Raw genomic sequence first — 22,457 nt, 5'->3', positions numbered from 1 at the left:
GCAACAGGAGGGAGAACAGACAATGGAAGACAAACTTGTTCTTGGGCTGCCTGACGTAGCAGCCTCCATAGCGCCAAAGAACCGCTTTGAGGTTCAGGAAAAACCAGCCCCGCGCTACTGGAGCATTGTGAGCCCGGTAATCGCATTTGCCGCGATCGGCGCTTTTTTTGGAAAGCTTCATTCCGAAACGCACGTCGAGGCGCCGGATTCGCCGGATGAACGACAAATTCAAGACTCCACTGCCGAAACCGTCGCGAGTTCGAACGATGCTTCGACAAACATCGACATTATTGAGGAAGTCGCCGCGTATCTTCGCCAGGTTGCAGAGGAAGCTGGCCGTGCCGAACGGAAGGTAAGGTATTTCGCGGAAGGCATCCAGTTACCCTCCACGTTCCACGCAAGGGTCGACCTCAATCTCGAAAATCATACCTTTCGTTCGTTCCTTCAATCGCTTTCCGCAAACGACAATCATCGGGTCAGCGGTTACTTTGAGCCTTTGACGCGACTCGGCGCTTTGGGCAACGAAACCCCGATCGTCTGGCACGAAAGCGACCGGTGGGAAGGTGGCGGCATTTCAACTGAAGCACCGCGTTCAGATGAAAATCCGAAAGGCCACGATCTGCCGTCAACTGGAGGCAGTTCGCCTCCTACAAGCAATACACGCCCGAACAGATTGCCCGTGGTTGCGGGACGGGTGCTGCTAGGCAGTGGCTTGATGAACCTTTCTGCACTGATCCTTCTTGATAATTTGGCATCGGCTGCGACCGACCCGGATGGCGACACCTTGTCGATCCGAAACCTGCAGGTTTCGTCTGGCGTCATACAGAGCTATGGCGACGGTAAATGGCTGTACACACCTGAGCGTGGCTACACAGGTGAAGTCACCTTCACATATGGCATTAGCGATGGAACCGGAGCTGTGCTGGGGACGGCGATGCTGGACCTCGTAAAAGCGGCGCCACACGCCGTTGAAGGTACCAATGACGATGATGTCCTACTGGGAACCCCCGAGGAAGACATAATTGCAGCCCTCGATGGGGACGACATTGTCTACGGGCGCGAGAACAACGACGTCATTTATGGCGGCGATGGGAATGACACGCTTATCGGAGGGACTGGAAACGACACCATCTATGGCGAGAGCGGCCACGACCGGATCTTCGGTGGCGAGGGTGACGACGTCATTTTTGGTGGTGAAGGAAACGACGAGATTTATGGCGAAGAAGGCGCTGACATCGTGTCCGGAGGTGATGGCGATGACATTGTCAGTGGGGGATCCGGCAATGACCATATCTTCGGAGACGCAGGCAACGACCGCCTTTCCGGAGATGTTGGGGATGACCTGCTCGATGGCGGTGACGGCAACGACATGCTGTCGGGCGGTCTCGGCAACGACGCGGTAGTCGCTGGAGCCGGCAACGACACCATCGTCGTTGGCCCTGGACACGAGGAGGCGCGAGCACCAGTACAGCTCAATGCCGTTAGCGATGGTAACGACACATATTCTGGCGGCGATGGCTTCGACACGTATGACGCATCGTCGGCTTCTGAAGCAGTGGTCGTTGACCTTGCCGCCGAGACTGCATCGGGTTCTGAGATTGGAACAGATCAGGTCGTTGGATTCGAGGCTGCAATCGGCGGCAGTGGAAACGACACGTTGACCGGCGATGACGGGAATAATCTCCTGATCGGAGGAACCGGCGACGATCGACTAACCGCAGGCAGCGGCAGCGATATCGTCAATGGTGGCGCTGGCGATGATACGGTAGTCGTTCTCTACACGAGCGACGGATCAAGCGATGGCGATGATCAATATTCCGGCGGAGAAGGGATCGATACCTACGACGCTTCCGCGACAATTACGGCAGTCATCATTGACCTTGAAGGTGGCACAGCAACGGGGGTTGAGATAGGGACGGATCAACTGGAGGGCTTCGAAGTCGCCATTGCCGGGCTCGGCGACGACGTTCTGGTCGCCAATTCGGATATCAATTTTTTGACGGGTGGCGCGGGCAACGACGTCTTCATTTTCCGCTCTGTGGAAGCCGTGTCCAACAGTGGGCAAGGAACTGACAAGATATTAGACTTCCAGATAGGCGATAGGATCGATCTTTCCGATCTCGCTGATGAAATCGGCGGCCTGATGTTCGACCGCATCATGGGTGAGATCGATGATCAGCAGGATGTGCGGCGCATCCGCCTTTACAGCGAGTTTGCAGATGGCGACACAGCCATTGTTCGCGCCGTCATTGATCTTGCAGGCGAACAGGACGATCTCGAGCTGCTGATCTACAGCCATCAGACATTGACAGAAGATGATTTCATTCTTGCGGCTCGTGTTGAGGACGCAGGATTCGCACGGGCGTAACAAAAAAGGCGAAAAGCCATATCGGGGAGTGTGCTGAGATGATGTATGAAAACAAAAACACAGACAATCAGGCGCGATCGGAAGCCATATCGTTCGGCATCGCGCCACGCGTCATCGTTTCGGGCGTTCTGGCAGCATTCCTGGTGTTTGGTGTCGGTGGTTGGGCGGTCCAGGCAAAGCTTGCTGGTGCAGTTGTCGCGCAAGGTCAGCTCGTCGTCCCTGATCAGGTCAAGACAATCCAGCACCGTGATGGCGGGATTGTCGCTGACATTCCTGTCGCCAATGGAGACACAGTAAAGGCTGGTGATGTACTTCTCCGGTTTGACGAGACACAGACCCGGGTTGAACTGACGATCATCCGAAGCCAACTCGCCCAGCTTAGGGCGATGAAAATCCGCCTAGAGGCCGAGCGCGACGGGAAGGACACTATTGCATTTTCTGACGGTTCCATCGTCCCTGAGCTGGCGCATAACGAAACGAAGCTGTTTCAGGAAAACCGCCGAATGATCCTCAATCAGAAACAGCAGTTGGAACTGCAAATCTCCCAGCTCGAAGACCAGATTGACGGTTTGATTTCGCAGAGAAAAGCGAACGAAGTTGAAAAGAAGATCATCACCGAAGAGATCAGCGTCAGCGAGAGGCTCGCCAAAGGCGGGTTGATCAAGCTATCAGAATTTCGCGACCTTCAGAAACAGGTAGCCCGCATCGATGGGACCAGCGGCGAAGTGGCAGCCCGTGTGGCGGAAGCTGAAGGAGAGATTAGTGAATTACGCATCAAGCTTCTCTCCATAGACCAGACGACGCGCTCCGAAACTCAGAAAGAGATTGTTTCAATAGAATCCAAGCTCGCCGAACTTGGAGAACGAGAGATCGCAGCACATGACCGACTGTCGCGAATGGAAGTCCGTGCACCTGTTGATGGCTTTGTCTATGATCTGCAAATCCATACAATCAACGGCGTTATAGGATCAGGAGCGACCATTATGTCGGTCGTTCCCAAAACTGACGACATGAAGGTCGAATTCCGGGTCCCGCCGGCGGACGTTGATCGCGTCACACCTGGGCAGGCCGCCAGGATGAGGTTGACCGCGTTTAATAGTGCAACCACTCCCGAGGTGTATGGGATCGTCGAGTTCGTTGCAGCAGCAACCGTTGTCGACAAGACGACTGGGCAACCTTACTATCTCGCGACAGTTGACATGATCGACCAACAGGAGGTCATTAGAGACCTCAAACTCATGCCTGGCATGCCAATCGAGGTCTTCGTTCACACGGCTGAGCGCTCCGCGTGGTCCTACCTGACGAAGCCATTCACAGACCAGGTCATGAAAGCCTTTCGTGAAGAATGACGCTGGAGTTTGACGACAGCCAGTAGGGAAAGGATTGAGATCAAGCCGCAAGGGCGATGTACAGCACTTAGAGCAAGTAGACCGCACTAGGGATAAGTCAACCGTTGCTTTCGGGAGGAAACGAATGCCTCGCTCCATTGACGGCACGATCTTACACAGATGGTTCCGCCGCAGCACATCGCAAGGACCTAAATGTTCCAGAGCACTACGGCGTGAGATTTCCGACATGCTGGTTCGACGGGAGGTGAATCCGATGGAAGCCCGACATAAACGACTCGTCTCGGGATCGGGTTCGCGAGATATTGATTTCATTGGCCACGCGTTCGTATGCAACCCGATGGACGCATGCAGAGACTTCGCGCCCAATAAGAACGCGATGCTATAAACAGCGATATCTGAGTGTAGTTTGTAGAGAAGGGCCTGCGAGAGATGAAGACTGTCCCACCGGCCCCGCTCGCCGCGTCGATGGCATGGAAGGCAGTCTCAAGCCCAAGATCAAGAAATCATCCAGTTGCTGTCTGCCCGGGCTGAGGCTGCAGGACTTTTCTATCGACAATCTGAATAAACATGGCGTTTGCTTGGCACGTGCTGTTGCAACAACTGACGAAAAAGGGGCGAATACTGCAGGACCAATCCGTCAACGTGGTGCAATCCATTGCAGATGCGGGGCCCTGAAAGGCAAATGCGTTACGCTACTTCGAAACGAGGTTGATACTCTACGCAATGGCTATGCCGAACGCCCACGGTAATCCAAGGGTGTTGATTTTCTCTCGATCGGAGCTTCCCCTACGTTTGTGACGCAAAGCCGGCATGGCCTTACTTGCTGAACGCATCAATCAATATCTTGCGAAGTTCGTTCATGAGCCAATGTTGCGTAGTGTCGCTAGGTATCATCCCTGCAGTAAAGCCTTGTCTGATGAACCGCGCAATGAGCTCAGAATCGTCTGTGACGATATGAACCGGTACTGCACGTGAGGCACCCGGCCCGGTAATGATAGAGGCAGGCTGGTGATCACCGAGTATGACGTAGATTGCACCCTTTCGCTGATGTGCAATGAATTCTCCTAATGTCGCCAGCGAATAATCGATTGTTTGAATGTACTGGTCACGCACCCGCTCAGGCTTCGCCCAGACAACGGAAGGAGGATCGCCGCTTGTTGCCTGAACATTGAAGGTCGTGCCATCGCCGATATCTTTCCAATCAATAAGTCTTGGTACGGGCATCCATGGTGCGTGGCTGGAGATGAGGGCTATCTCCGCCATGACGTTCTGTGCACGGCCATGGGCGGGCTCCACTGCCAGTCGATCAAACGCGGATAAAGTATACTGATCCGGCATGGTCACCCAGTTGAATGGTTCTCCGCGGTATCCAAGATCCGAGGCTGCAAGAATCTGGTCATAGCCGAAATAACCTGCCTCAGGCCAAGCCATCGTGATGGCAGGCATGACAGCGACCGTGTGCCAACCAGCCTGCGAAAACAGCCGGTTCAAGCTCGGCTGCTGGCTGATCATAAGGCGGTCGTAGCGCGCCTGGCTGTCAACCCAAAGGCCGGAAAGCAATGTGCCGTGAGCCAGCCAGCTCAGCCCCCCGACGGTGGGTGAAGCGACCCAGCCGCTTGCTGCATGAAGCCCTGTCGAGTCGATCTGGCGCTGGATCGATGAGAGACGGGATGAGGTTATATCGGAGTATCGCGGGTCCTCAATGGCGGAGTGGCCATAGGACTCTACGAAGACAAGTATCACGTCCTTGCCCTTTACAGCTTTGAATAGATCTTTTCCATCCTGCGGGCCAAGGGCAGACTTGAGTTGCTTTTCGAACCTTCTCATATCCGCAACCGAACGGGCGACGAGACTGAGCCTTCCCGCGAGATAGCTGGGTGTTCGCAAATCGACAGGCGGCTTATCAAGGAGCATAATGCCTCCACCCACCGCAATTAAACTTGTAAAAAGCCCAAGAAGCATTCTCCGTACACCTCCACGGGCGTCAGACATCTGCCGAAGCGATATAAGAAAAACTGCGACGATCAGCAGGATGAGGACAATGCCGCCGACTAGAGCAATCAAGGCCGAGATTGTTCCTATCGCGCCGGATATCAAATGCCAGCCATCAGCCAGCATCTTTACATCAAGATAAGGATTGAACGACCGCTGGAACGCTGTCTGTACGCCAATATCCGCCACCTTGAGGAAAAGAACCAGAAAAACCAGAAAACCGCAAAGAAAGATGACGTTGCGCCTTAGCGAACCGCGCGTCATCAGCACGAGAACACCAACAATCGGCAATTCCAGTGGCAAGCGTGCAAATGCGCCTGGAACAAGCGCGTCAGGATGATCAGGCAGGATGAAAGCAAGAAAGGCGATGACAGAGAAAAGCCCTGCTCCAGCCACAGCTTTCAAGTTAATATATCTGAAATCTGCACGGCCTATTGTTACCACCGCAAACCGCTCCTTTCGACCGCAGCATTGAATTTATCGGAAAAACAGATAAAATACAGGTCCCTACTCGCTTGAGAAAACTGCGAATACTGGTGTCCGTCGTTGCGCTGGCGATCCTTTCCGGCATCATCTTTCAAACGGATTTGACGGCGCTCAAACAAGCTCTTTCCCGCATTTCTTGGAACGCGACCATATGCGGTCTCTTGCTGGTGCAAGTGCAAATCGTGCTGTCGGCGCTGCGGTGGCGGTTTACCTCTATGCGCCTTGGCCAGGATATCACTCCTTTCAAAGCAATAGGCGAGTACTATGTCGCCACCTTGCTGAACCAGGTCCTGCCTGGGGGCATGGGTGGCGATGTTCTTAGAGCTTGGAGGATGCGCGGCGACGAGCCAGGCGGATGGAAAAAGCCCGCAAAAGCGGTTATCTTTGAAAGGCTTTCCGGCCAGGTCGCCCTTGCGGTCGTCGCTGTCATCGGCCTGTCTGTCTGGCCCTACATCACGAACGCCGATCCTGGCAGCAATACCCGGCGTCACGTCGTCCTCGTGGCCGTGGTAAGCGCGTTAATCCTGCTAATAATCGTGTGGTTTAAAACGCAGGAGGTAACGGAGAGCGCCTTTCGTGAAGACCTTGTCAATACCTTCATCCGGCACAACGCATGGCTACTTCAGTTATTTATGAGCGCTATCATTCTTTTCGCATATATCGCGACGTTCTTTATCGCAGCACACGCAACAGGCTCGAATCTACCGTGGTTGGCGGGTATCTCGATCATTCCCTTCTGTTTGCTGGCAATGCTGATACCAACCGGATTTGGCGGCTGGGGTACCCGCGAAGCTGCGGCCATGGCACTATGGCCAGCGCTCGGTCTTTCATCAGTCGAGGGCCTCGCTGCAAGCGTCACATATGGTTGGCTCTGTCTCGCCGGTGCAGCGCCTGGCATTGTCTTCCTTACCCTCGCCGCAGTGATGAAACGAGCTGGCAAGGCATGACGCAGACACGCTTTCCTCAAAATCAGCAGAGATTCTGTGCGTCGTTAATCGCTTGAGCGACAGAACGGCGGCTCAACCCTTAGAGACCGCGCGGCATCGACCGGCGCCGAAAAAATGGCGAACACGGTCATGGGCCCACTCGTTTACGCAGGAGGAACACGATGTCCATAGCGAAAGACATGGTCAGCATGACGAGAGAGATGGCCGCAAGATAGTGCGATATCGGAACGTCGACGGAAGGAACCAGGATCAGACATAACGTCAATACCTGTATCACACAAACGACCTTGCGCCTGAAAGACGGAGGCAAATCAGCGCGAAGCGCCGCGATGAACCAGCTTGCGGCTATGAAAGCATAGCGCATAAGGCCAATCAAGAGCACCCAAGCCCCTGCTTTCTGGAGCATGGCTGCCGCCACAGAAAGGATGAGGATAAGAAATGCATCCACTTCCATATCGAAGCGTGCGCCAAGCTCCGATTCCTGTCCATATTTGCGAGCGAGATAGCCATCAATACCATCAAGGGTGAGCGAAAAGACAACGACCCCCACCAATATCCAGAGTATCGTATCTGCCTGGTGAAGCGTCTCGAAACAAACGACCGTCGCCGCGGTAAGGCTTACAAGCGACGCTCGGAACGCCGTGACCAAATTCGCGTAGCCAAAATTGCGGTGAGGGTGTCGCGGCAGAAGATAAACGACGAAGCCGAAGATAAAGCAAAGGGACAGCGTCGCGGCAGCCACGTAGTCCCAGCCCAAGGATAACTCCCGGCGTACGATTACGGCCACAATAGTCGTGCCCAGCATAAGACATGCCATATTCGCGAGCGTGTTTTGAATGAGTGACTTGCGATCATCCACTCTGTTCGGCCGATCACCACGGGTAAAAGCCATTCAGTCCTCCCCGCCAGACGTTATTCCGCCGCAATCAGCGCTTCCAGGTCCAAGAGATGTCCAGCGCGAAGCATCTTGGTTCGTAGATATTTCTGGTTTTCAGCCGTTACGGTTCCTGTAACCGGAGCTCGCGCGTCCACTTCTATATCACCAGCCTTGAGCGCGCTGATCTTAGTCGGATTGTTCGTGAAGACTGCAACTTTCCTGATGTTCATGTGCCGAAGCATTGCAACTGCTGCCTCATAACGGCGATGATCTGCGGCGAGGCCAAGTTCTGCGTCAGCGTCGATCGTATCGAGTCCAAGATGCTGATATCCGTAAGCACGCATTTTCGCGCCGATACCCGTACCGCGTCCCTCCTGATCGAGATAGAGGAGAACGCCACCCCCGGCCTGCTTTAGCAGAGAGAGCCCGTTGTGAAGCTGATCGCCGCAGTCGCATTTAAGAGAGCCAAAAAGATCGCCCGTAATGCAGGACGAATGAATGCGAATTGGGACGGTGCCCGATACATCCGGCGTGCCGACGACGATTGCCACCTGATCTTTTTGTGCGAGCCCGCCACGGAAAATCACGAACTCGCAATCTCCAAGCTCCCTGAGAGGAACACGCGTCCGAACGACTTTTTCGAAACGCTGGCGCGCAACGCCTGCGCCCTTCAAATCGGCTATCGACAATTCGCAGCATCCCGAGAAACTTGCGCTCTTTGCGGAAACATCTGCAAGCACCATGGCGGGAAGAAGAAGGGCAATGCGCGCCAGCTCTGCCGTCTGCGACGCCAAGTCATCAGCCTCAACCCACTTTGAGGGCTGCCCGGCGGCAAGACCATAGGATAACTGCGAAGCATCTTCGAAGCTGGCGCCTGCGAGCGGCGTGAGTATATCCCGATTACCGTGGATACCGAGACGACTGGCCCGTGGTGCCGTCAGTAGAAGCGAGTGGCTATTGGCGGTCGCTATCGCAAATTGATCATATAGCGAAGGTGCGACGGCATCCAGAGCCAGGATTGCCAACTTCCTCTCGTTGGACCACATTACAATTGGTCGACCATATCGAAGCTCCGCGATGGCACGCTCAATTCGGATTTCCGGAGTATTGAACCGAAAATTTGGCTCGGCAGAATTCGACATCTTGAATACTCTCCCTGAACGTTTTTGTATTTTACGAACGAAATCTTATGCGTGCTTCGGTGGAGTCGAAAAATTATCTGGATCTATCGACGGAACAAAACGCGCAACGCGGTAATACGCTCCATGTGACGTGCATTAATCAGGATCACTCTTTTGGCATCTGCTGACGGCAAGACACATTTTCCTGCTCCACTATCATCCCGAGCGCTCTGGATTGAGGGCAAGGGGCGGTGCGGCATGAGGGAGGAATCCATTGAAACGCTAGTGGAAAATGAGGTGCTTGTTCGAAGCCTCTACAGCGGGATAAGCCGTGGAACCGAATCTCTCATCTTTAATGGTGCTGTGCCGCAGAGCGAGTTCGATCGCATGCGCGGGCCCCATATGGGTGGTAATTTCCCGTTTCCTGTGAAGTACGGGTACGCCTGCGTCGGCCGTGTTGAAGCAGGGCCAGAGGACCTGCTTGGCGAAATTGTCTTCTGCCTTCACCCTCATCAGGATTTCTTCGTCACGACAAGGGACATGGTTTCACCGCTGCCGAAAGGCCTTCCGCCGCAACGTGCAGTTCTTGCAGCAAACATGGAAACCGCCCTCAACATTGTATGGGATGCTCTTATTCAGCCCGGTGACCGTGTCGCAGTCTTCGGTGGCGGTGTCGTCGGAACGCTAGCTGCCAGCCTTTCCGGTCGAATTGCGGGAACGGAAACCGTCTTGGTTGATACCAATCGTTCTCGAAGCGAACTCGCGCGAGCCATGCAAATCGCCTTTGTTGACGCGGGCAAGCTGGGCGGCGAGTATGACGTGCTCATCAACGCCTCCGCATCCAGCGCCGCTTTGTCAGAAGCGATCGATCATGCAAGCATAGAAGCGCGCATTGTGGAAGCGAGCTGGTACGGTGACAAGGCTGTGTCGCTTTCTCTTGGAGGCGCTTTCCATTCTAACCGCCTTTCCCTCATCAGTTCGCAGGTCGGGTGCATTCCTGCATCTCGTAGAACGCGCTGGACCTTCGGGCGGCGGCTGAGAAAGGCTCTGGAACTGTTACAGGACGACCGACTCGATCACTTGATTACCGGCGAGACGGCCTTCGATGAGCTTTCCGCAGCTTACCCGCGTATCCTGACATCACAGGATACGCTTTGCCATCGCATCCGCTACTAACGAAAGAGAGACCATGTTCGCAGTCGAAGTCCGTGATCACATCATGATCGCCCACAGTCTCCCCCGCCCTGTCTTCGGACCAGCCCAGGGCATGCACGGTGCAACATTCGTTGTGGATGCAGCTTTTTTCACAAGCGATGTAGACGAGGACGGCTTGGCAGTCGATATCGGCGCGGCAACCAATGTTCTCGCGCAGGTGCTGAAACCTCTGAACTATCAGAACCTCGATGAGCTTGATCTTTTCAAGGGCAAGGTCAGCACCACGGAGGTTATTGCAAAGTTTATTTTCGACGCACTCGCAGCAGCGGTCGCCGCAAAGCGCCTTGGCCCCGGCAGCCATCGGATCACCCGCCTCAAAGTTACTTTGCATGAATCTCATGCCGCACGTGGATGGTATGAGGCAGACCTTTGAAGGCAAGTCTCACCTTTGCATATCCTGGAAACCTTCAACTCAGGACCGGGGGATACGGCTATGACCGGGAACTGGTGAAGGGCCTTCGACAGCTCGGCTGGGATGTCGACCTGCTTGCACTTGGAGACGGTTTCCCATCGCCCTCCCCTCGAACGTTGAGAGAAGCCGAAAAACAGCTTTCCGCTCTCCAAGACGGTGCACTCGTCCTGATTGACGGCCTCGCCTTCGGGATTATGGATGCGTGGGCGGAGCGGGAGGCCGAACGTCTCAGGATCATCGCGTTAGTTCACCACCCGCTGGCACTCGAAACCGGTTTGGATGAGGAGCGTCAAGCACGACTGCGGGAAAGCGAAAGAGCTGCACTGGCCGCAACACAGCATGTTATCGTAACCTCGACCATGACTGCTGCCGAACTTTCGGGAAGTTTCGGCGTTGCGCCCAACAAGATAACAGTTGCCGTCCCGGGAACGGAAAGGCCACCGGACGTGCGCAAGGCGCAAAACGACATCCCGCAAATTTTGTCTGTCGGCTCACTGACCAAACGCAAGGGACATGAGATTTTGATCGCTGCGCTAGCAAAGGTCTCTGATCTGTCATGGCAAACCACGATCATCGGAAGTCCACAATTGGATCATGCTGTCGCGGATGCACTGGCGGAGAAAATCAAAACTCTAAAACTTTCTGATCGGGTTGTCCTTGGTGGCGAGCGCGATGATCTGGCCTCGGCTTACGAAAATGCTGATATCTTTGCGCTTGCTAGCCGCTACGAGGGTTACGGCATGGTCTTTGCCGAAGCCCTTTCTTATGGCTTGCCTATCGTTGCCTGCAAGGCAGGCGCGGTGCCAGACGTTGTCCCCGACGACGCCGGCATCCTGGTTCCCGTGGACGATGTTGAGGCATTCGCATCCGCATTAAGAACATTGTTGAGCGAACCTCAGGCACGTCGTCGCCGCTCAGAGGCCGCCCGCCAAGCCGGCGCATTGCTGCCTGAATGGTCGGACACGTCAGAAATCATCTCGCAAATTTTGAAAGTGTCAGCATGAGCGGCTTTGACAAGAATTGGCTGGAACTTCGAGAACCGGCCGACTGTGCTGCTAGAGCAAAACCTCTGCTTGAAAGAGTACGCCAGCATCTGAATGCACGCCCACAACCGCGACTGATCATGGACATAGGATGCGGCACGGGATCAACCTATCGAACGCTCTCACCCCTCCTTCCGACCTACAGGTGGAAGCTTGTCGATTATGCACCCGCCTTGCTGGAGGAGGCCCATCGCCGGATCGGAAGCAATGAGAATATTGAATTCCGTTGCCAGGATCTGAATCGTTTTGACGAAACCCTTCTGGATGGCGTCACGATCGTCACAGCATCGGCCCTTTTCGACCTTTGTTCGACCGATTTTAGCGAACTCTTCTTAGAGCGGCTGGCGAGTAGACAGATCGGACTATATGCGGCTCTCAACTATGATGGCGTTATGAAATGGTCAATCACGCATCCGCTGGACGAGCAGGTGGTTGAAGACTTCAATCGGCATCAGCGATCAGACAAGGGGTTCGGTCCGGCCCTTGGACCAGATGCGACAGCGTATCTCTCCACTCTATGCAAAACATCTGGTTTCACAGTCATTACCGCCGACAGCGCCTGGCGCCTTGGCCCATCATCAGCCGAACTGCAGAGAGAATTTCTGGCGGGGCTTCAACGGCCAATCTTGGAAATCGGCAACGTCGATGAGGCCTCGTTCAAGGATTGGCTAGACTTTCGTGGTTTAAAAATTGGCATGGATGGCAGCCTCTGCATCGTCGGGCACACGGATTTTCTTGCTCTTCCCCGCAATTGAAGGAGTGTCCGTTTTCAGGCTGCAGTCGAAAAGCACGTCGCTCCCAAGCGCGTATATTTCAGCCGTAGGGCGGTGCGCGTTGCAGAGTTTCGCAATCGGCGTCAAGGATATGCCGCACGGCCCGGACCCGATGATCAAAGGTGAAATGGCGACGTGGAGATGATCGACGAGGTTGGCGTCGATGAAACGGGCGATTGTTTTTGCGCCACCCTCGACAAGGACGCGCTTTAATCCTCGCTCGGCGAGACAGTCAAGGATCTCCTGAGGAGCCAAGCCACAAGGACCTCGTTTCAGCCTGATGACGTCGGCGGGATAATCCAACTTCAGTGCGTCGTCGCCCTGAAAAATGATAACCGGCGCTCCGCCATCATGAAACATGCCCTCTGTCCCGGTCAGTTCGCTTCGACAGTCGATAACCACCCTGACAGGACTTGGGCCTTTCACTTCCCGCACTGAAAGTCGTGGATTGTCATTCCTCACGGTTCCGATACCAACAATGACCGCATCAACAAGGGCGCGGCAACGGTGAAGGTGCACAAGCCCGTCTGGTCCGGAAATGTCGCGAGCATCCCCGCTTGGGGTTGCGACACGGCCGTCAAGAGACTGGCCAACCTGCGCAAGGACAAACCGGTCCTTTGCCGAAGCGATTGGGCCATAAAGCGAGAATGCCGGATCGGCCTCCCTTCTCCGAAGTGCGTCTTTCCCTTCGCTGATCGAAAGGAGCCTCGTCCAAAGCCTGTCCGTTACATTGAGGTTGCGCATTGGCGTCCCTGTCTAAAGAATTCGGTAAAGCGTGGCATCTCGGCGGATCAGATGATGGAAAATCACTGCCAGCATATGTAACGCGAACAGGCCCAAAACGATCCACGCGCTCCACTCGTGAATCATTGAAAATGTTGGTGCGATCTCCGGCGATTTCCCAAGCGGGCTCCAGATCGGGATCACCCCGAACCATTGCAACGGAAAACCGTGTGCGTTGGTGGCTAAAAAGCCGGAGACGGGCATGATGATCAGAAAGATGTAGATCAGCCCATGAACCGTGTGCGCCGCCATGCGCTCCAACGTCGTCCCGGCTAAAGCAGGAGCGGACTGATAAAACTTCGCTCCAATCCTGAGCAGCATGAACCAGAATACAAGAAAGCCAACGCTTTCATGCACGAGATAAAAATCGAGCTTCACCTCATCTTTGGCGAACTCGATCATCAGACCCATTGGCCACGTCACGAAAACAAGTAGCGCCACGATCCAATGTAGCATCCTAGCCGCCCGACTATATCTTGCTACTTCCGCCTCAGGACTAGAGTTCATCTCTTTTCCCCGTACATCGTGTTGAAGACATTGGAGTGAGCAAAAATATACGATGATTGTGAACTCGAATGTGAGTCAATTGGGGCTTGCCGTGCCGCAGTAATCAAATTGCGTTTGCACTACCCCTCACGCTAAACGTTTCGCATGTCGGATAGATCTGGAGGTCCACCTACCTCGATGCCATCAGATTCTCAGATCATAAGCCACAAATTAGCAAGCAAAATCCGCTTTGAAGGAAATGTCGCAGAATGGCTTAGTTACCAAGTGGAATAGAATTGTGACGGGCCCCGTGAGCAAAAAACGCATGGTTGAATTTTACGGTCCTCCCCGAACGCCCGATGTCGTTCAGCAGCACTATGGTCGCTTTCTGCCCCGCGCGCCATGTAGTCGTCCGAGCCGCGGTTAGATGTCAAGAATTCCACCCTGTAGCAGTCGGCATTCTGAAATGCCGCCGAAGCCACTAATCCCGATCTATGTGCAACGGGCCGGAAACTGGCGTCGACGTCCTGCAGCAACTCCACGACCTTTGATACGGGCGGCATAGGCGACAAAGAACTTCAGGAAGTTTATGGCGCGAACTTGGCAGGCCGTCCGGTATACGACAAGTTTGCGGCACTTGATTTCAGATCGAGGCGACGTGCAGACTGTGGGTAATGCGTTTGTCGGGCGTCTTTTTGCCTATATTTTTTGGCAGCAGCGTCCAGCCGAACCAGCGCAGCATGTCACATTGCCCGGAGGCAAATAAACAAAAAGCCCGGCTTTGAAACCGGGCTTCCTGCTTGTCCAAAAATCCTGAATTTTAGAACTTCACGCCGAGACCAACGCGAATGGCGTGCTGGTCAACGTCGGAGTTGAGCGTGGCACCGCCAAGATTGAAGTCCTTGTCACCAAAGTCGGTGTAACGGTACTCAAGACGACCGAAGACCATCTCGGTAAATGCGTAATCAAGACCAACACCGAGTGTGTAACCGTTGAAGGTTTCCTTCTCTTCGATCACGCCAGGAACTTCCGCATAACCGCGGGCATAGGCCCAGCCAGCTGTACCGTAGATAAGAGCGCGATCAAACGCATAGCCGACGCGGCCACGAACCGAACCCTGCCAATCGAAACCATAATCGAGTGACGTTCCAAAGAGCGTGGCGGAGTCATCGCCCCAGTTCTTTTCGAAGTCAGCTTCAATACCAACTACCCAGCTATTGCCGAGATCGTAGTTGAAGCCAACGAAGCCGCCAGCAATCGCGCCGTCAAAATCTGCAGAAGTTTCACCTGCAATACCGCCAACCGAAACATCATTGTTGTTCCAGCCATAGCCACCCTGAACACCAGCCGTAAAGCCGGTCCAGCTAAACGCAGGAGCAACGTCCGCGACCGGTGCTGGGGGAACGTCCAAAACAGCGTCGGCCGCCATAGCGGTGGATGCTGCCAGCACGAATGCGATAGTCGATACGAACTTTTTCATAGTCCTAGAACTCCCTTACATGAGGGATCATTAATATTCCTTTCGGCAAAAAATGATGTAGTATTTTTGCAACGCGCGCAGAGCAGACGTTAAATCACGTAAACGTCATCGACTGTTGTTCTGGAATAACTCTCAATCGCAGAGCAAATCCGCTTCGGTCGCCCGAAGAGTTGTGCGTAATAAAATAGCGCTCAACACGAACTCAGCATGACAAATAGCGCTCAAAATACTTGGCTCGTTCCTGAAGCGTGGATATTGATCGAGGATAGCTAGTGCCGAGGCAAGCAACCAACAGCAATCAAGCCTGCTAATCTCGCGCCAATCAACCGGTCGCTAGGCTGCGTTCCTGGCAACATCGAAATCCGATACCGCGGTCAGAAAAGCTTGGGAGAAGAGAAGTATTCACCCGGAAAATCGAAAGCATTTGATGCGGCCAAGAGGGCAGCAGAAAAAATGGAGAGGGTTTCGCGCCGTAGAGAGCAAACAGCTGATCTCGAGCATTCAAACGACCCAAAGCGATCGCTTTCAAAGAAGGGTATCAAGCAAAATAGTGGTGGGTAAGCGTCAGTGCGGTTGCGCCCGCTTTCACGAACGATCCGTAGAGCATGGGCAATTTCAGCGCTAATTTGGTGAATGAAGTTGAAACCTAAGATGACGTTTTGCGTTGTTTCAGACATGCACACCACGTCATTGTTCTCATCACAAGACGATGTTCCGTCACCTGTCGGGTTTTTCACTTGGGACGTCCCTAGGAACTTGGTGTTTGGCGACAGTGTGTTCGCGCAGATCTATGAAATCGCACCCGAAGAGATTGCCAAGGGCGTTCCGGTGGAAAGGATACTGGAACTCGTTCTACTCGACGACCGGGGCCCACTGGCCGAACAAATTCATCCTGTTCTTCTGGGTGATGAGCCAGCTCCGTTACACTACGGCATAAAAAGCGTCAGCATGACAATTAAGTCCCTGACCAGCATTGGGACATGTTTTCGCGACGCAGAGGGCATACCTTCTTACTACAGCGGCTCGGTTATTCTTAACGTCGACAGCAAAGATCAACCTCCCGACCCCTTGATGCTCTACATCGAAAACGCCCTTGAAATTGCCAGAGATCAAGGTCGCGAGCTTACGAGTAGGCATCTCTCATCCGCCTTAGGGTCTCTAGGTCGATATTCAAAATAAAAGCTATCAAACCTTCCCGCCCGCCACCCGGCGATTACTATCCACTCAAACTCAGGAACTATTATCATGGCGATACAAAAGAACGGTTCGGCCCACTGGACGGGCGGCATCAAAGACGGAAAAGGCGAAATATCGACGCAGAGCGGCGCTCTTAGCTCGCATCCTTACGGTTTCAACACTCGTTTTGAAGGCTCAAAGGGAACGAACCCGGAAGAGTTGATAGGTGCAGCCCACGCTGCGTGCTTCACCATGGCCCTTTCAAAAATACTCGGAGAAGCCGGATTGACTGCAACCAGTCTCGATACAACAGCCGTGGTGTCCCTTGACAAAGTCGGCGACGGTTTTGAGATCACTTCAATCGCCTTGAGCCTTCGCGGTGAGGTTCCGAATGCCGATCAAGCCGTGTTCACTGAACTCGCCAACAAGGCAAAGGAGGGGTGCCCGGTCTCAAAGGCTCTGACTGCAGTGCCGATCAGCCTGGAGGTGTCTTTATCATAGCCGAAACTTCATATTGATATTGGATGCCTGCCCGTGAAGCAGGCTTCCACCCCAACGTAAGCGGTGTCGCAAGCTCCTCCGTGAGTTAACTGTAAGTGAAGCACATTTCCGCTTTAGCACCGCAACTCTAGTTGCCTATGGAGGACATAATTACAACTTTAAGACTAGCAAAAATGACCAGCATTTTGACGAACGCGGGAGCAGTTTCCGCGCTCCATACACTGCGCGCTATCGACAGCAGCCTTCAGAAAACTCAAGGACAAATTTGCTCGGGTTTGCGTGTCCAAGTTGCTGCTGAAAACGCTGCGTATTGGTCGATTTCGACGACCATGCGTTCGGATAATATGTTCAATTGACGCTCTCATTTCCTGAAGTTTTCTCGCATCAACGGAATTGGTCGTTGCCCATCGACGTCGGTAATGCCGTAATCCTGTGCCAATGCTGCTGCCACTAGAACGTTGCCTGACTTTTCAGCAAGGTTGCTGTCCTTCCATAGTGCCGCAATGACACGCCCAATAAACTGGGGCGATTCAGAATTCGAGAGGTCCAGGAATTCAGCAGCACGCAGGACCGCTTCAGTCCGGACAAGGCTAGGGTAGAGCGCCACCGCTGAGACACCGTAGGGCTTCAAATCGTGCGCAAAATCTGCAGCAAGCTTGTTCGCCGCAGCCTTCGCAACACCGTATATCACATTGCCCTCGTAAAGCTCTGCAGCCCAGAACGAGATGTTGACGATTAGGCCTTGCCTTCTTTCAATCATCGAGGGTGCGGCTGCGCTCGTCGCGATAAAAGCTGAGCGGACCCCCACATCGATCATGGCGTTCCAGCGCCAGAGCGGCTGTTCCCAGAAAGGCTGGCACCAGGTGAATTTCGTTCCATCCACCATGCGCTCGTAGCCGGGCCAAGCGTTGTTGACGAGGATATCTATACCACCATGTTGCCGGACAACATCGCCGATCAGCGCAATAGTCTCCTGGTCATCAGAATGATCACAGCGGTGAATAAAGAGATTTCCAGGAAGAACCGATGCCTCTTCGGCAAGACTTTCGAGAGACCCCCCACCTTGTGGATGCACATGCGCTTCGGACTCGGTGAACGTCCTCGCACTCACGTGTACGGTCGCCCCCTCCCCGAGCAGCGCCAATGCGACGCCCCTTCCAATTCCACGACTAGCTCCCGTCACCAACGCAACAATCGTCATATCCATCCTCCCCGACCACAACAAACGTAAAACAGAACGCGCTTGGCCGTAAAGGAAAGGCGACGCGCATAATGAGACCAAACCTGCTCAGTTCCAAAGAAGTAGATGTATGTCCGTCTTCTTTGTACTTAGGTTTCAACCGCGTCACCGATCCGCTGTAGTTGGTTAAATCACATTTTCAATGAACCCGATGACGCCTCGAATACGCCTGTTTTCGTCGAGCTGGGCAATATCCGTCCCACGGACTACGTGTTGATCGTCCGCAGTCAGAAGGTTCCAGGAGAAACGAACAACGGAGCCATATCCGTCAGGTACCCCAAACAGTTGAAAGCGATGCTTGGGAAAACGACTTTGCACAGCGCCTATCATCTTTGAAACGTTTTCCAAGCCTTCGGCACGCATCAGGGGGTCGGTGTAGACAGCGTCCGACGTCCATTCCTTCTTGAGAGTTTGCAAACGCGCCGCTTCATCGGCCTCATTCCAGAGAGCGACATACGCGTTTGCGATGATGTCATGATCAGGCATCGTGGTGTTCCTTTCGGCTAGCAATGCCTCAATTTGTGCCGCGATCAGACTTGAGACAATTACCTCGGAGGTAATCGCATCGCGTTCTATCTTTGCTATTCTCGGGACATGAACCGATCAGAGGCAAACGAAATGAACGTTGGGGATGTTTTGCGCGAATGGCGTTCGAGACGCCGCATGAGCCAGCTTGACCTTGCACTTTTGGCGGAGATCTCGGCGAGGCATCTGAGCTTTGTCGAGAGCGGTCGCGCGTCTCCAAGCCGCGATCTGCTGGCGAAGCTCGCCGAGCAACTTGCCATGCCACTTCGAGCCTCCAATCGGTTGATGTTGTCTGCGGGTTACGCGCCAGCTTACGAGGAACCGTCCTATGATGCGCCGGAAATGGCGACCATCCGGACGACAGTTCAAACTGTCCTCGACGGCCACCTGCCCTTTCCTGCGATTACAATTGATCGTCACTGGACACTGGTACAGGCCAATGCGGCGGCGGCCCAACTTTTCCAGGAGATTGATCCAGCCTTGCTCGCCCCTCCCCTCAATGTGCTGCGGATAAGCTTTCATCCGCAGGGGCTCGCACCAAGGATCGTCAACCTGGTGGAATGGCGTCACCACGTTTTAGAGAGGTTACAACAGCAGTTTGACGGATCGGGTGATCCATTCCTGTCTGAACTCCGTTCAGAACTCATCGCACTCTCTGCGAAGAACAATCAACGGCCACACCCCAATATCTCAACGGATCCCATGCTTGCCGTTCCTCTTGAACTGCGGATGCCAGGAAGCGATAGGGTGATGCGGTTTATCTCCACCACCACCGTCTTCAGTACCGCGACGAGCGTCACGGTTTCGGAACTGGCGATGGAGTGTTTTTATCCGGCCGACCAAGAAACCCGCGATGCCCTCCTGCACCCTGAAAAGGATACGTCCCGATGAGCGTAACATATTTAATAAAGTTCAATGTAAAGCCCGATGAGAGCGCACGCTTTCTCACCTTGCTGAACACCTTACTCGACTCCATGCGAAACGAGACCATGTTCATAGACGGTGCACTGCATGTTGATCCCGAACACAGTAACATCTTTCTGCTGCACGAGACCTGGGTCAGCCACGACGATGTCCTCAATGTGCAGCTTGCACGGCCTTATCGGCATGAATGGAATTCCGCACTTCCCGAGCTTCTTTCAAAGGAGAGGGAGATTTCTGTTTGGCATAAGATCCGCGACGATAGATCCATATCAGAGATGTAGGCAGTGGCAGTCCGTCCCTGAAGCGCGTGCCATCATTTTTCTCGGATGTCCTCAGATAATTGTCGGTTTGGAGTTCTCGTATACGGAGAACGTTGCCTAAACCTCGGCGAGGTTGGGTGAGAAAGCTCAATCGTCAGCTTGCCGTTCCCTGCATGGAGTCACGTGCGCGCCCTGTTCTACGTCTTGCCTCTCTTGTCTCTGCAAATGCCCCTTGAGAAAGGGATAAGGCAGAGGAATATGTCGATGGGATATAGGCATCGAGTTTTTATTGCTGGCATCGAGCCTCGGGTAAAGGACAGCTGCTTTTATGCGGCTAGAGCTACGCAAGATCAGAGAATTTACGGGGCGCATCAAATGAGAAGAGGTTCTTCCAGGTCCGTCGATCCCTTCCGATTCACCCAGAGCTCCGACGTACGCGCAACGGCCATTAAATGGTTCGGAAAGACACGCGACTGGAGCGATAATGCTTCGTCGTAACTTCCGTGCAACCAACGCTCTTGTTCCTCCTGTAGAAGTAAGACTGGCATTCGGTCATGCACGGGCGATACGAATTCGTTCGCAGCAGTCATCACCCCGGAGTAGACAGGACCCCACTCGTCACTGACGCGCCAAAGCCCCGCCCAGGCAAAGACCGGCTGATCGGTCAGGCTGAACCAGGTGCGTGTCCTGGCACCCTTTGGACCTTCTGCCTCTGCAAAGGCGGTAACGGGTATCAGGCAGCGCCACTGCGGTTTGCGAGCAAGTCCAACCCACATCGGTTTTGACAGATCGGCAATGTTGTTGACGGGTTTTGGCTTCGCTTCAGGTTTCATCCCTCTCAGCCTCAAAGGGAAGCCCCATGTCATCGACCGCAGCTCACGGACACCATCAGCCTCCGTAACCACCATCCCGGGTGTTCCCGGATAAACCTCATCGGGCGCATTCGATTGCATCGGGTTCGGCACGCGAAAATGTGCGGCAACCTCGGCAGCAGATTTGCGGACGGTGTACAAGTTACACATACATGGCCTCCCCAACTTCTTGCTAGACTATGTGTCGCTAACGCGCCGAAGCATGGCTTTGTCAGTCGGCGTTCCGCTCTGCCAGCGATCGCGCGTATAAAGTGCTTCAAACTCCTCTGAAGGCGGCGGATCGCGGAACTGGAACCATATCACGTCGGTGATATCCCCATGGAGCCATCGATCGTACTCTTCAGGCCTCAACAGGACAGGCATGCGGTCGTTCAGCGGCCGCACCTTGTCGTTTGCCTCTCCGGTCATACCGGCGAAGACAGGCCCGAACTCCGGAGTGTTCCGGCAGAAGCCTGCCCAGGCCATCAGTGGCTGACGATGGAGCGAGAACCATGTTCTCGTTTTTGACCCTTTCGCACCGTCGGGCTCGGCAAAATGGGTAAGCGGGATCAGGCAACGGTACCGAGGTTCGACAACCATTCGCTCCCACATCGGGTTTGTCAGGTCCGCGACAAGGCCGAGCCTGCTTGGCGGACCCTCCCGTGTCTTGCGTGGGAACCCCCAGGGGATCGCCTTGAGATGTCGCAGACCATCCTTCTCGAATACGATCAGGCCATCGGCAGCTTCCACAGTTTCACTGGGCACGTTCAATGCGGAGGCAACATCGACACAAAAGTGTTCGACGATTTCCGGCATGGTCTTCGTGATCGCAAACAGTCTGGACACAGACGATCCTCCCAGACCTATTTTAAGTAAGCGTCGCGATGAGGCAAGATCGCCACTTGTGACCCTTCCGACAAAACATCGTGGATCATCTGCGGCAATGGAACCCGAAATCGGGACCGTGCATTTTACTCCTTGAAAGGAGGCTCAAGTGAAAACCGCAAATCCAGAGCCATACACGATCGAGAAACTGCAGTCTGTTTATGCATTGAGCTTGCAGAAAGCCGCGGAGATTTTGGATCGGTTCGGCGGCGACAGGAAATCGATCGAAAAGATGCTGAAGCGTTGTCCATTGCGCGACGATCAGAAAGACCGGTGAGTTGGTCAGCAGACTCCAGTCGGTCCGTTCTGAGCGAGAGATGATTTTCCAATAAGCCTGCGAATTCGTCCCTGTCCACCTACGAGGTAATCTTATGACCAACATCAAAACGCGCGGCTTCAAAGACCCGGCCGAACTTCGCGAGCGTCTTGCCGAACTTGATGACGATTCTGCTGCGGACCATCCACCGCTGAAGGACGAGAGCGAATTCCACTTGGCAATCGAAGAGCTGCAGAGAGACGTCGACGAGCTGCGACGACGTGTTGAAGCAATATCAGTCCGGCGGCGAGCGTCCCCTGCCCCGGAACGCCACCCATGGCTTCGGGTATTCGCCACTGCCGCCGCTACCTTCGTTCTGGGGCGGGTCTTCAGCAGTTTAAGGCTTGGAGCCCCCGGAGCCGTCGCTGTGCCGCTTTTGGCAACAAAGGTCGGCGACCGCATCGTTCACTCGGTTTCTCACCTCGGAGGACATCGGTGACGGTGTTA

General features: G+C 54.2%; 24 protein-coding genes and 1 pseudogene. 13 read left to right on the top strand and 12 right to left on the bottom strand.

Annotation, left to right across the window (positions count from 1 at the left end; all coding sequences use genetic code 11):
• The first annotated feature begins 22 nt into the window (after positions 1-22).
• On the top strand, positions 23-2,368 hold the full coding sequence (locus tag FY156_27380; GenBank protein ID UXS05297.1) for a calcium-binding protein: 2,346 nt from the start codon (positions 23-25) through the stop codon (positions 2,366-2,368).
• Between the two features lie 38 nt (positions 2,369-2,406).
• Positions 2,407-3,717, top strand: a complete 1,311-nt coding sequence (locus FY156_27375) for an HlyD family type I secretion periplasmic adaptor subunit (protein UXS05296.1) — start codon at positions 2,407-2,409, stop codon at positions 3,715-3,717.
• A gap of 816 nt (positions 3,718-4,533) precedes the next feature.
• Here FY156_27375 and FY156_27370 read toward each other — a convergent pair.
• Entirely contained in the window at positions 4,534-6,120 is a 1,587-nt protein-coding gene (locus FY156_27370) for a sulfatase (protein UXS05605.1), read from the bottom strand.
• Positions 6,121-6,224: 104 nt separating this feature from the next.
• Here FY156_27370 and FY156_27365 point away from each other — a divergent pair, with 104 nt between their 5' ends.
• Positions 6,225-7,142 carry a flippase-like domain-containing protein gene (locus FY156_27365; GenBank protein ID UXS05604.1) on the top strand — a complete coding sequence of 306 codons (918 nt, stop codon included), beginning with the start codon at positions 6,225-6,227 and terminating at the stop codon, positions 7,140-7,142.
• Positions 7,143-7,269: 127 nt separating this feature from the next.
• Here the strand turns inward: FY156_27365 and FY156_27360 are convergent, their stop codons facing one another.
• A complete protein-coding gene (locus FY156_27360) occupies positions 7,270-8,034 on the bottom strand; it encodes a CDP-alcohol phosphatidyltransferase family protein (GenBank protein ID UXS05295.1) in 765 nt (254 codons plus the stop codon).
• A 20-nt stretch (positions 8,035-8,054) separates the two neighbouring features.
• Entirely contained in the window at positions 8,055-9,161 is a 1,107-nt protein-coding gene (gene ribA, locus FY156_27355) for a GTP cyclohydrolase II RibA (GenBank protein ID UXS05294.1), read from the bottom strand.
• Between the two features lie 153 nt (positions 9,162-9,314).
• Here ribA and FY156_27350 point away from each other — a divergent pair, with 153 nt between their 5' ends.
• From FY156_27350 to FY156_27335, 4 genes are read left to right on the top strand one after another with little or no spacing between them, the layout of a single operon-like run.
• Positions 9,315-10,316 carry a zinc-binding alcohol dehydrogenase gene (locus tag FY156_27350; protein ID UXS05293.1) on the top strand — a complete coding sequence of 334 codons (1,002 nt, stop codon included), beginning with the start codon at positions 9,315-9,317 and terminating at the stop codon, positions 10,314-10,316.
• Positions 10,317-10,329: 13 nt separating this feature from the next.
• Positions 10,330-10,728 carry a 6-carboxytetrahydropterin synthase gene (locus FY156_27345; GenBank protein UXS05292.1) on the top strand — a complete coding sequence of 133 codons (399 nt, stop codon included), beginning with the start codon at positions 10,330-10,332 and terminating at the stop codon, positions 10,726-10,728.
• Positions 10,725-11,771 (top strand): glycosyltransferase family 4 protein, encoded by a 1,047-nt coding sequence (locus FY156_27340; GenBank protein UXS05291.1) that lies wholly within the window; start codon positions 10,725-10,727, stop codon positions 11,769-11,771. The genes FY156_27345 and FY156_27340 overlap by 4 nt, the downstream gene beginning before the upstream one ends.
• Positions 11,768-12,565 (top strand): class I SAM-dependent methyltransferase, encoded by a 798-nt coding sequence (locus FY156_27335; protein UXS05290.1) that lies wholly within the window; start codon positions 11,768-11,770, stop codon positions 12,563-12,565. The genes FY156_27340 and FY156_27335 overlap by 4 nt, the downstream gene beginning before the upstream one ends.
• Here FY156_27335 and FY156_27330 read toward each other — a convergent pair.
• The 5 genes and pseudogenes from FY156_27330 to FY156_27310 all read right to left on the bottom strand — a co-directional run bounded on the left by FY156_27330 (position 12,494) and on the right by FY156_27310 (position 16,069).
• Positions 12,494-13,327, bottom strand: a complete 834-nt coding sequence (locus FY156_27330; protein UXS05289.1) for a RibD family protein — start codon at positions 13,325-13,327, stop codon at positions 12,494-12,496. The genes FY156_27335 and FY156_27330 overlap by 72 nt on opposite strands.
• A gap of 12 nt (positions 13,328-13,339) precedes the next feature.
• The gene (locus tag FY156_27325) at positions 13,340-13,873 is read right to left on the bottom strand and encodes a cytochrome b (GenBank protein ID UXS05288.1); all 534 of its coding nucleotides are present in this window, start codon (positions 13,871-13,873) and stop codon (positions 13,340-13,342) included.
• Positions 13,874-14,241: 368 nt separating this feature from the next.
• A pseudogene (locus FY156_27320) lies at positions 14,242-14,415 on the bottom strand (hypothetical protein).
• 257 nt (positions 14,416-14,672) lie between these two features.
• The gene (locus tag FY156_27315) at positions 14,673-15,332 is read right to left on the bottom strand and encodes a porin family protein (GenBank protein UXS05287.1); all 660 of its coding nucleotides are present in this window, start codon (positions 15,330-15,332) and stop codon (positions 14,673-14,675) included.
• Between the two features lie 374 nt (positions 15,333-15,706).
• Positions 15,707-16,069, bottom strand: coding sequence for a hypothetical protein (locus FY156_27310; protein UXS05286.1), 363 nt, complete (start codon positions 16,067-16,069; stop codon positions 15,707-15,709).
• Between the two features lie 37 nt (positions 16,070-16,106).
• On the opposite strand from FY156_27310, the gene FY156_27305 reads away from it, so the two are divergent.
• The 3 genes from FY156_27305 (at position 16,107) to FY156_27295 (ending at position 17,365) form a co-directional block, all read left to right on the top strand.
• Positions 16,107-16,511, top strand: coding sequence for a hypothetical protein (locus FY156_27305; GenBank protein UXS05285.1), 405 nt, complete (start codon positions 16,107-16,109; stop codon positions 16,509-16,511).
• A gap of 66 nt (positions 16,512-16,577) precedes the next feature.
• On the top strand, positions 16,578-17,009 hold the full coding sequence (locus FY156_27300) for an OsmC family protein (protein ID UXS05284.1): 432 nt from the start codon (positions 16,578-16,580) through the stop codon (positions 17,007-17,009).
• Positions 17,010-17,182: 173 nt separating this feature from the next.
• Positions 17,183-17,365, top strand: coding sequence for a hypothetical protein (locus FY156_27295; GenBank protein UXS05283.1), 183 nt, complete (start codon positions 17,183-17,185; stop codon positions 17,363-17,365).
• Between the two features lie 5 nt (positions 17,366-17,370).
• Here the strand turns inward: FY156_27295 and FY156_27290 are convergent, their stop codons facing one another.
• Complete coding sequence (locus tag FY156_27290) at positions 17,371-18,210, bottom strand: SDR family NAD(P)-dependent oxidoreductase (GenBank protein UXS05282.1); 840 nt, start codon at positions 18,208-18,210, stop codon at positions 17,371-17,373.
• Positions 18,211-18,375: 165 nt separating this feature from the next.
• Positions 18,376-18,735, bottom strand: a complete 360-nt coding sequence (locus FY156_27285) for a nuclear transport factor 2 family protein (GenBank protein UXS05281.1) — start codon at positions 18,733-18,735, stop codon at positions 18,376-18,378.
• A gap of 132 nt (positions 18,736-18,867) precedes the next feature.
• On the opposite strand from FY156_27285, the gene FY156_27280 reads away from it, so the two are divergent.
• Both FY156_27280 and FY156_27275 read left to right on the top strand, forming a co-directional pair.
• Positions 18,868-19,665, top strand: a complete 798-nt coding sequence (locus tag FY156_27280; GenBank protein ID UXS05280.1) for a helix-turn-helix transcriptional regulator — start codon at positions 18,868-18,870, stop codon at positions 19,663-19,665.
• Complete coding sequence (locus FY156_27275) at positions 19,662-19,979, top strand: antibiotic biosynthesis monooxygenase (GenBank protein ID UXS05279.1); 318 nt, start codon at positions 19,662-19,664, stop codon at positions 19,977-19,979. Before FY156_27280 ends, FY156_27275 begins: the two co-directional genes overlap by 4 nt.
• A 350-nt stretch (positions 19,980-20,329) precedes the next feature.
• Here FY156_27275 and FY156_27270 read toward each other — a convergent pair whose 3' ends face one another.
• Positions 20,330-20,980 carry a DUF159 family protein gene (locus FY156_27270; GenBank protein UXS05278.1) on the bottom strand — a complete coding sequence of 217 codons (651 nt, stop codon included), beginning with the start codon at positions 20,978-20,980 and terminating at the stop codon, positions 20,330-20,332.
• A 27-nt stretch (positions 20,981-21,007) separates the two neighbouring features.
• Complete coding sequence (locus FY156_27265) at positions 21,008-21,625, bottom strand: DUF159 family protein (GenBank protein UXS05603.1); 618 nt, start codon at positions 21,623-21,625, stop codon at positions 21,008-21,010.
• A gap of 440 nt (positions 21,626-22,065) precedes the next feature.
• Here FY156_27265 and FY156_27260 point away from each other — a divergent pair, with 440 nt between their 5' ends.
• Positions 22,066-22,449: a hypothetical protein gene (locus FY156_27260; protein UXS05277.1), complete on the top strand. Its 384-nt coding sequence runs from the start codon at positions 22,066-22,068 to the stop codon at positions 22,447-22,449.
• The last annotated feature ends 8 nt before the right edge of the window (positions 22,450-22,457 follow it).

Source organism: Agrobacterium tumefaciens (assembly GCA_025559845.1).
GTDB lineage: Bacteria > Pseudomonadota > Alphaproteobacteria > Rhizobiales > Rhizobiaceae > Agrobacterium.
The sequence above is the reverse complement of the archived record's forward strand: the minus strand, read 5'-3'. Positions and strand labels throughout refer to the sequence as shown.

Bases quoted from the DNA above. Each gene is read 5' to 3' on its own strand.
- FY156_27380 (UXS05297.1), top strand. From the start codon at position 23: ATGGAAGACAAACTTGTTCTTGGGCTGCCTGACGTAGCAGCCTCCATA.
- FY156_27375 (UXS05296.1), top strand. From the start codon at position 2,407: ATGATGTATGAAAACAAAAACACAGACAATCAGGCGCGATCGGAAGCC.
- FY156_27360 (UXS05295.1), bottom strand. From the start codon at position 8,034: ATGGCTTTTACCCGTGGTGATCGGCCGAACAGAGTGGATGATCGCAAG.
- ribA (UXS05294.1), bottom strand. From the start codon at position 9,161: ATGTCGAATTCTGCCGAGCCAAATTTTCGGTTCAATACTCCGGAAATC.
- FY156_27345 (UXS05292.1), top strand. From the start codon at position 10,330: ATGTTCGCAGTCGAAGTCCGTGATCACATCATGATCGCCCACAGTCTC.
- FY156_27335 (UXS05290.1), top strand. From the start codon at position 11,768: ATGAGCGGCTTTGACAAGAATTGGCTGGAACTTCGAGAACCGGCCGAC.
- FY156_27330 (UXS05289.1), bottom strand. From the start codon at position 13,327: ATGCGCAACCTCAATGTAACGGACAGGCTTTGGACGAGGCTCCTTTCG.
- FY156_27325 (UXS05288.1), bottom strand. From the start codon at position 13,873: ATGAACTCTAGTCCTGAGGCGGAAGTAGCAAGATATAGTCGGGCGGCT.
- FY156_27315 (UXS05287.1), bottom strand. From the start codon at position 15,332: ATGAAAAAGTTCGTATCGACTATCGCATTCGTGCTGGCAGCATCCACC.
- FY156_27300 (UXS05284.1), top strand. From the start codon at position 16,578: ATGGCGATACAAAAGAACGGTTCGGCCCACTGGACGGGCGGCATCAAA.
- FY156_27295 (UXS05283.1), top strand. From the start codon at position 17,183: ATGACCAGCATTTTGACGAACGCGGGAGCAGTTTCCGCGCTCCATACA.
- FY156_27290 (UXS05282.1), bottom strand. From the start codon at position 18,210: ATGACGATTGTTGCGTTGGTGACGGGAGCTAGTCGTGGAATTGGAAGG.
- FY156_27285 (UXS05281.1), bottom strand. From the start codon at position 18,735: ATGCCTGATCATGACATCATCGCAAACGCGTATGTCGCTCTCTGGAAT.
- FY156_27280 (UXS05280.1), top strand. From the start codon at position 18,868: ATGAACGTTGGGGATGTTTTGCGCGAATGGCGTTCGAGACGCCGCATG.
- FY156_27275 (UXS05279.1), top strand. From the start codon at position 19,662: ATGAGCGTAACATATTTAATAAAGTTCAATGTAAAGCCCGATGAGAGC.
- FY156_27270 (UXS05278.1), bottom strand. From the start codon at position 20,980: ATGTGTAACTTGTACACCGTCCGCAAATCTGCTGCCGAGGTTGCCGCA.
- FY156_27265 (UXS05603.1), bottom strand. From the start codon at position 21,625: ATGCCGGAAATCGTCGAACACTTTTGTGTCGATGTTGCCTCCGCATTG.
- FY156_27260 (UXS05277.1), top strand. From the start codon at position 22,066: ATGACCAACATCAAAACGCGCGGCTTCAAAGACCCGGCCGAACTTCGC.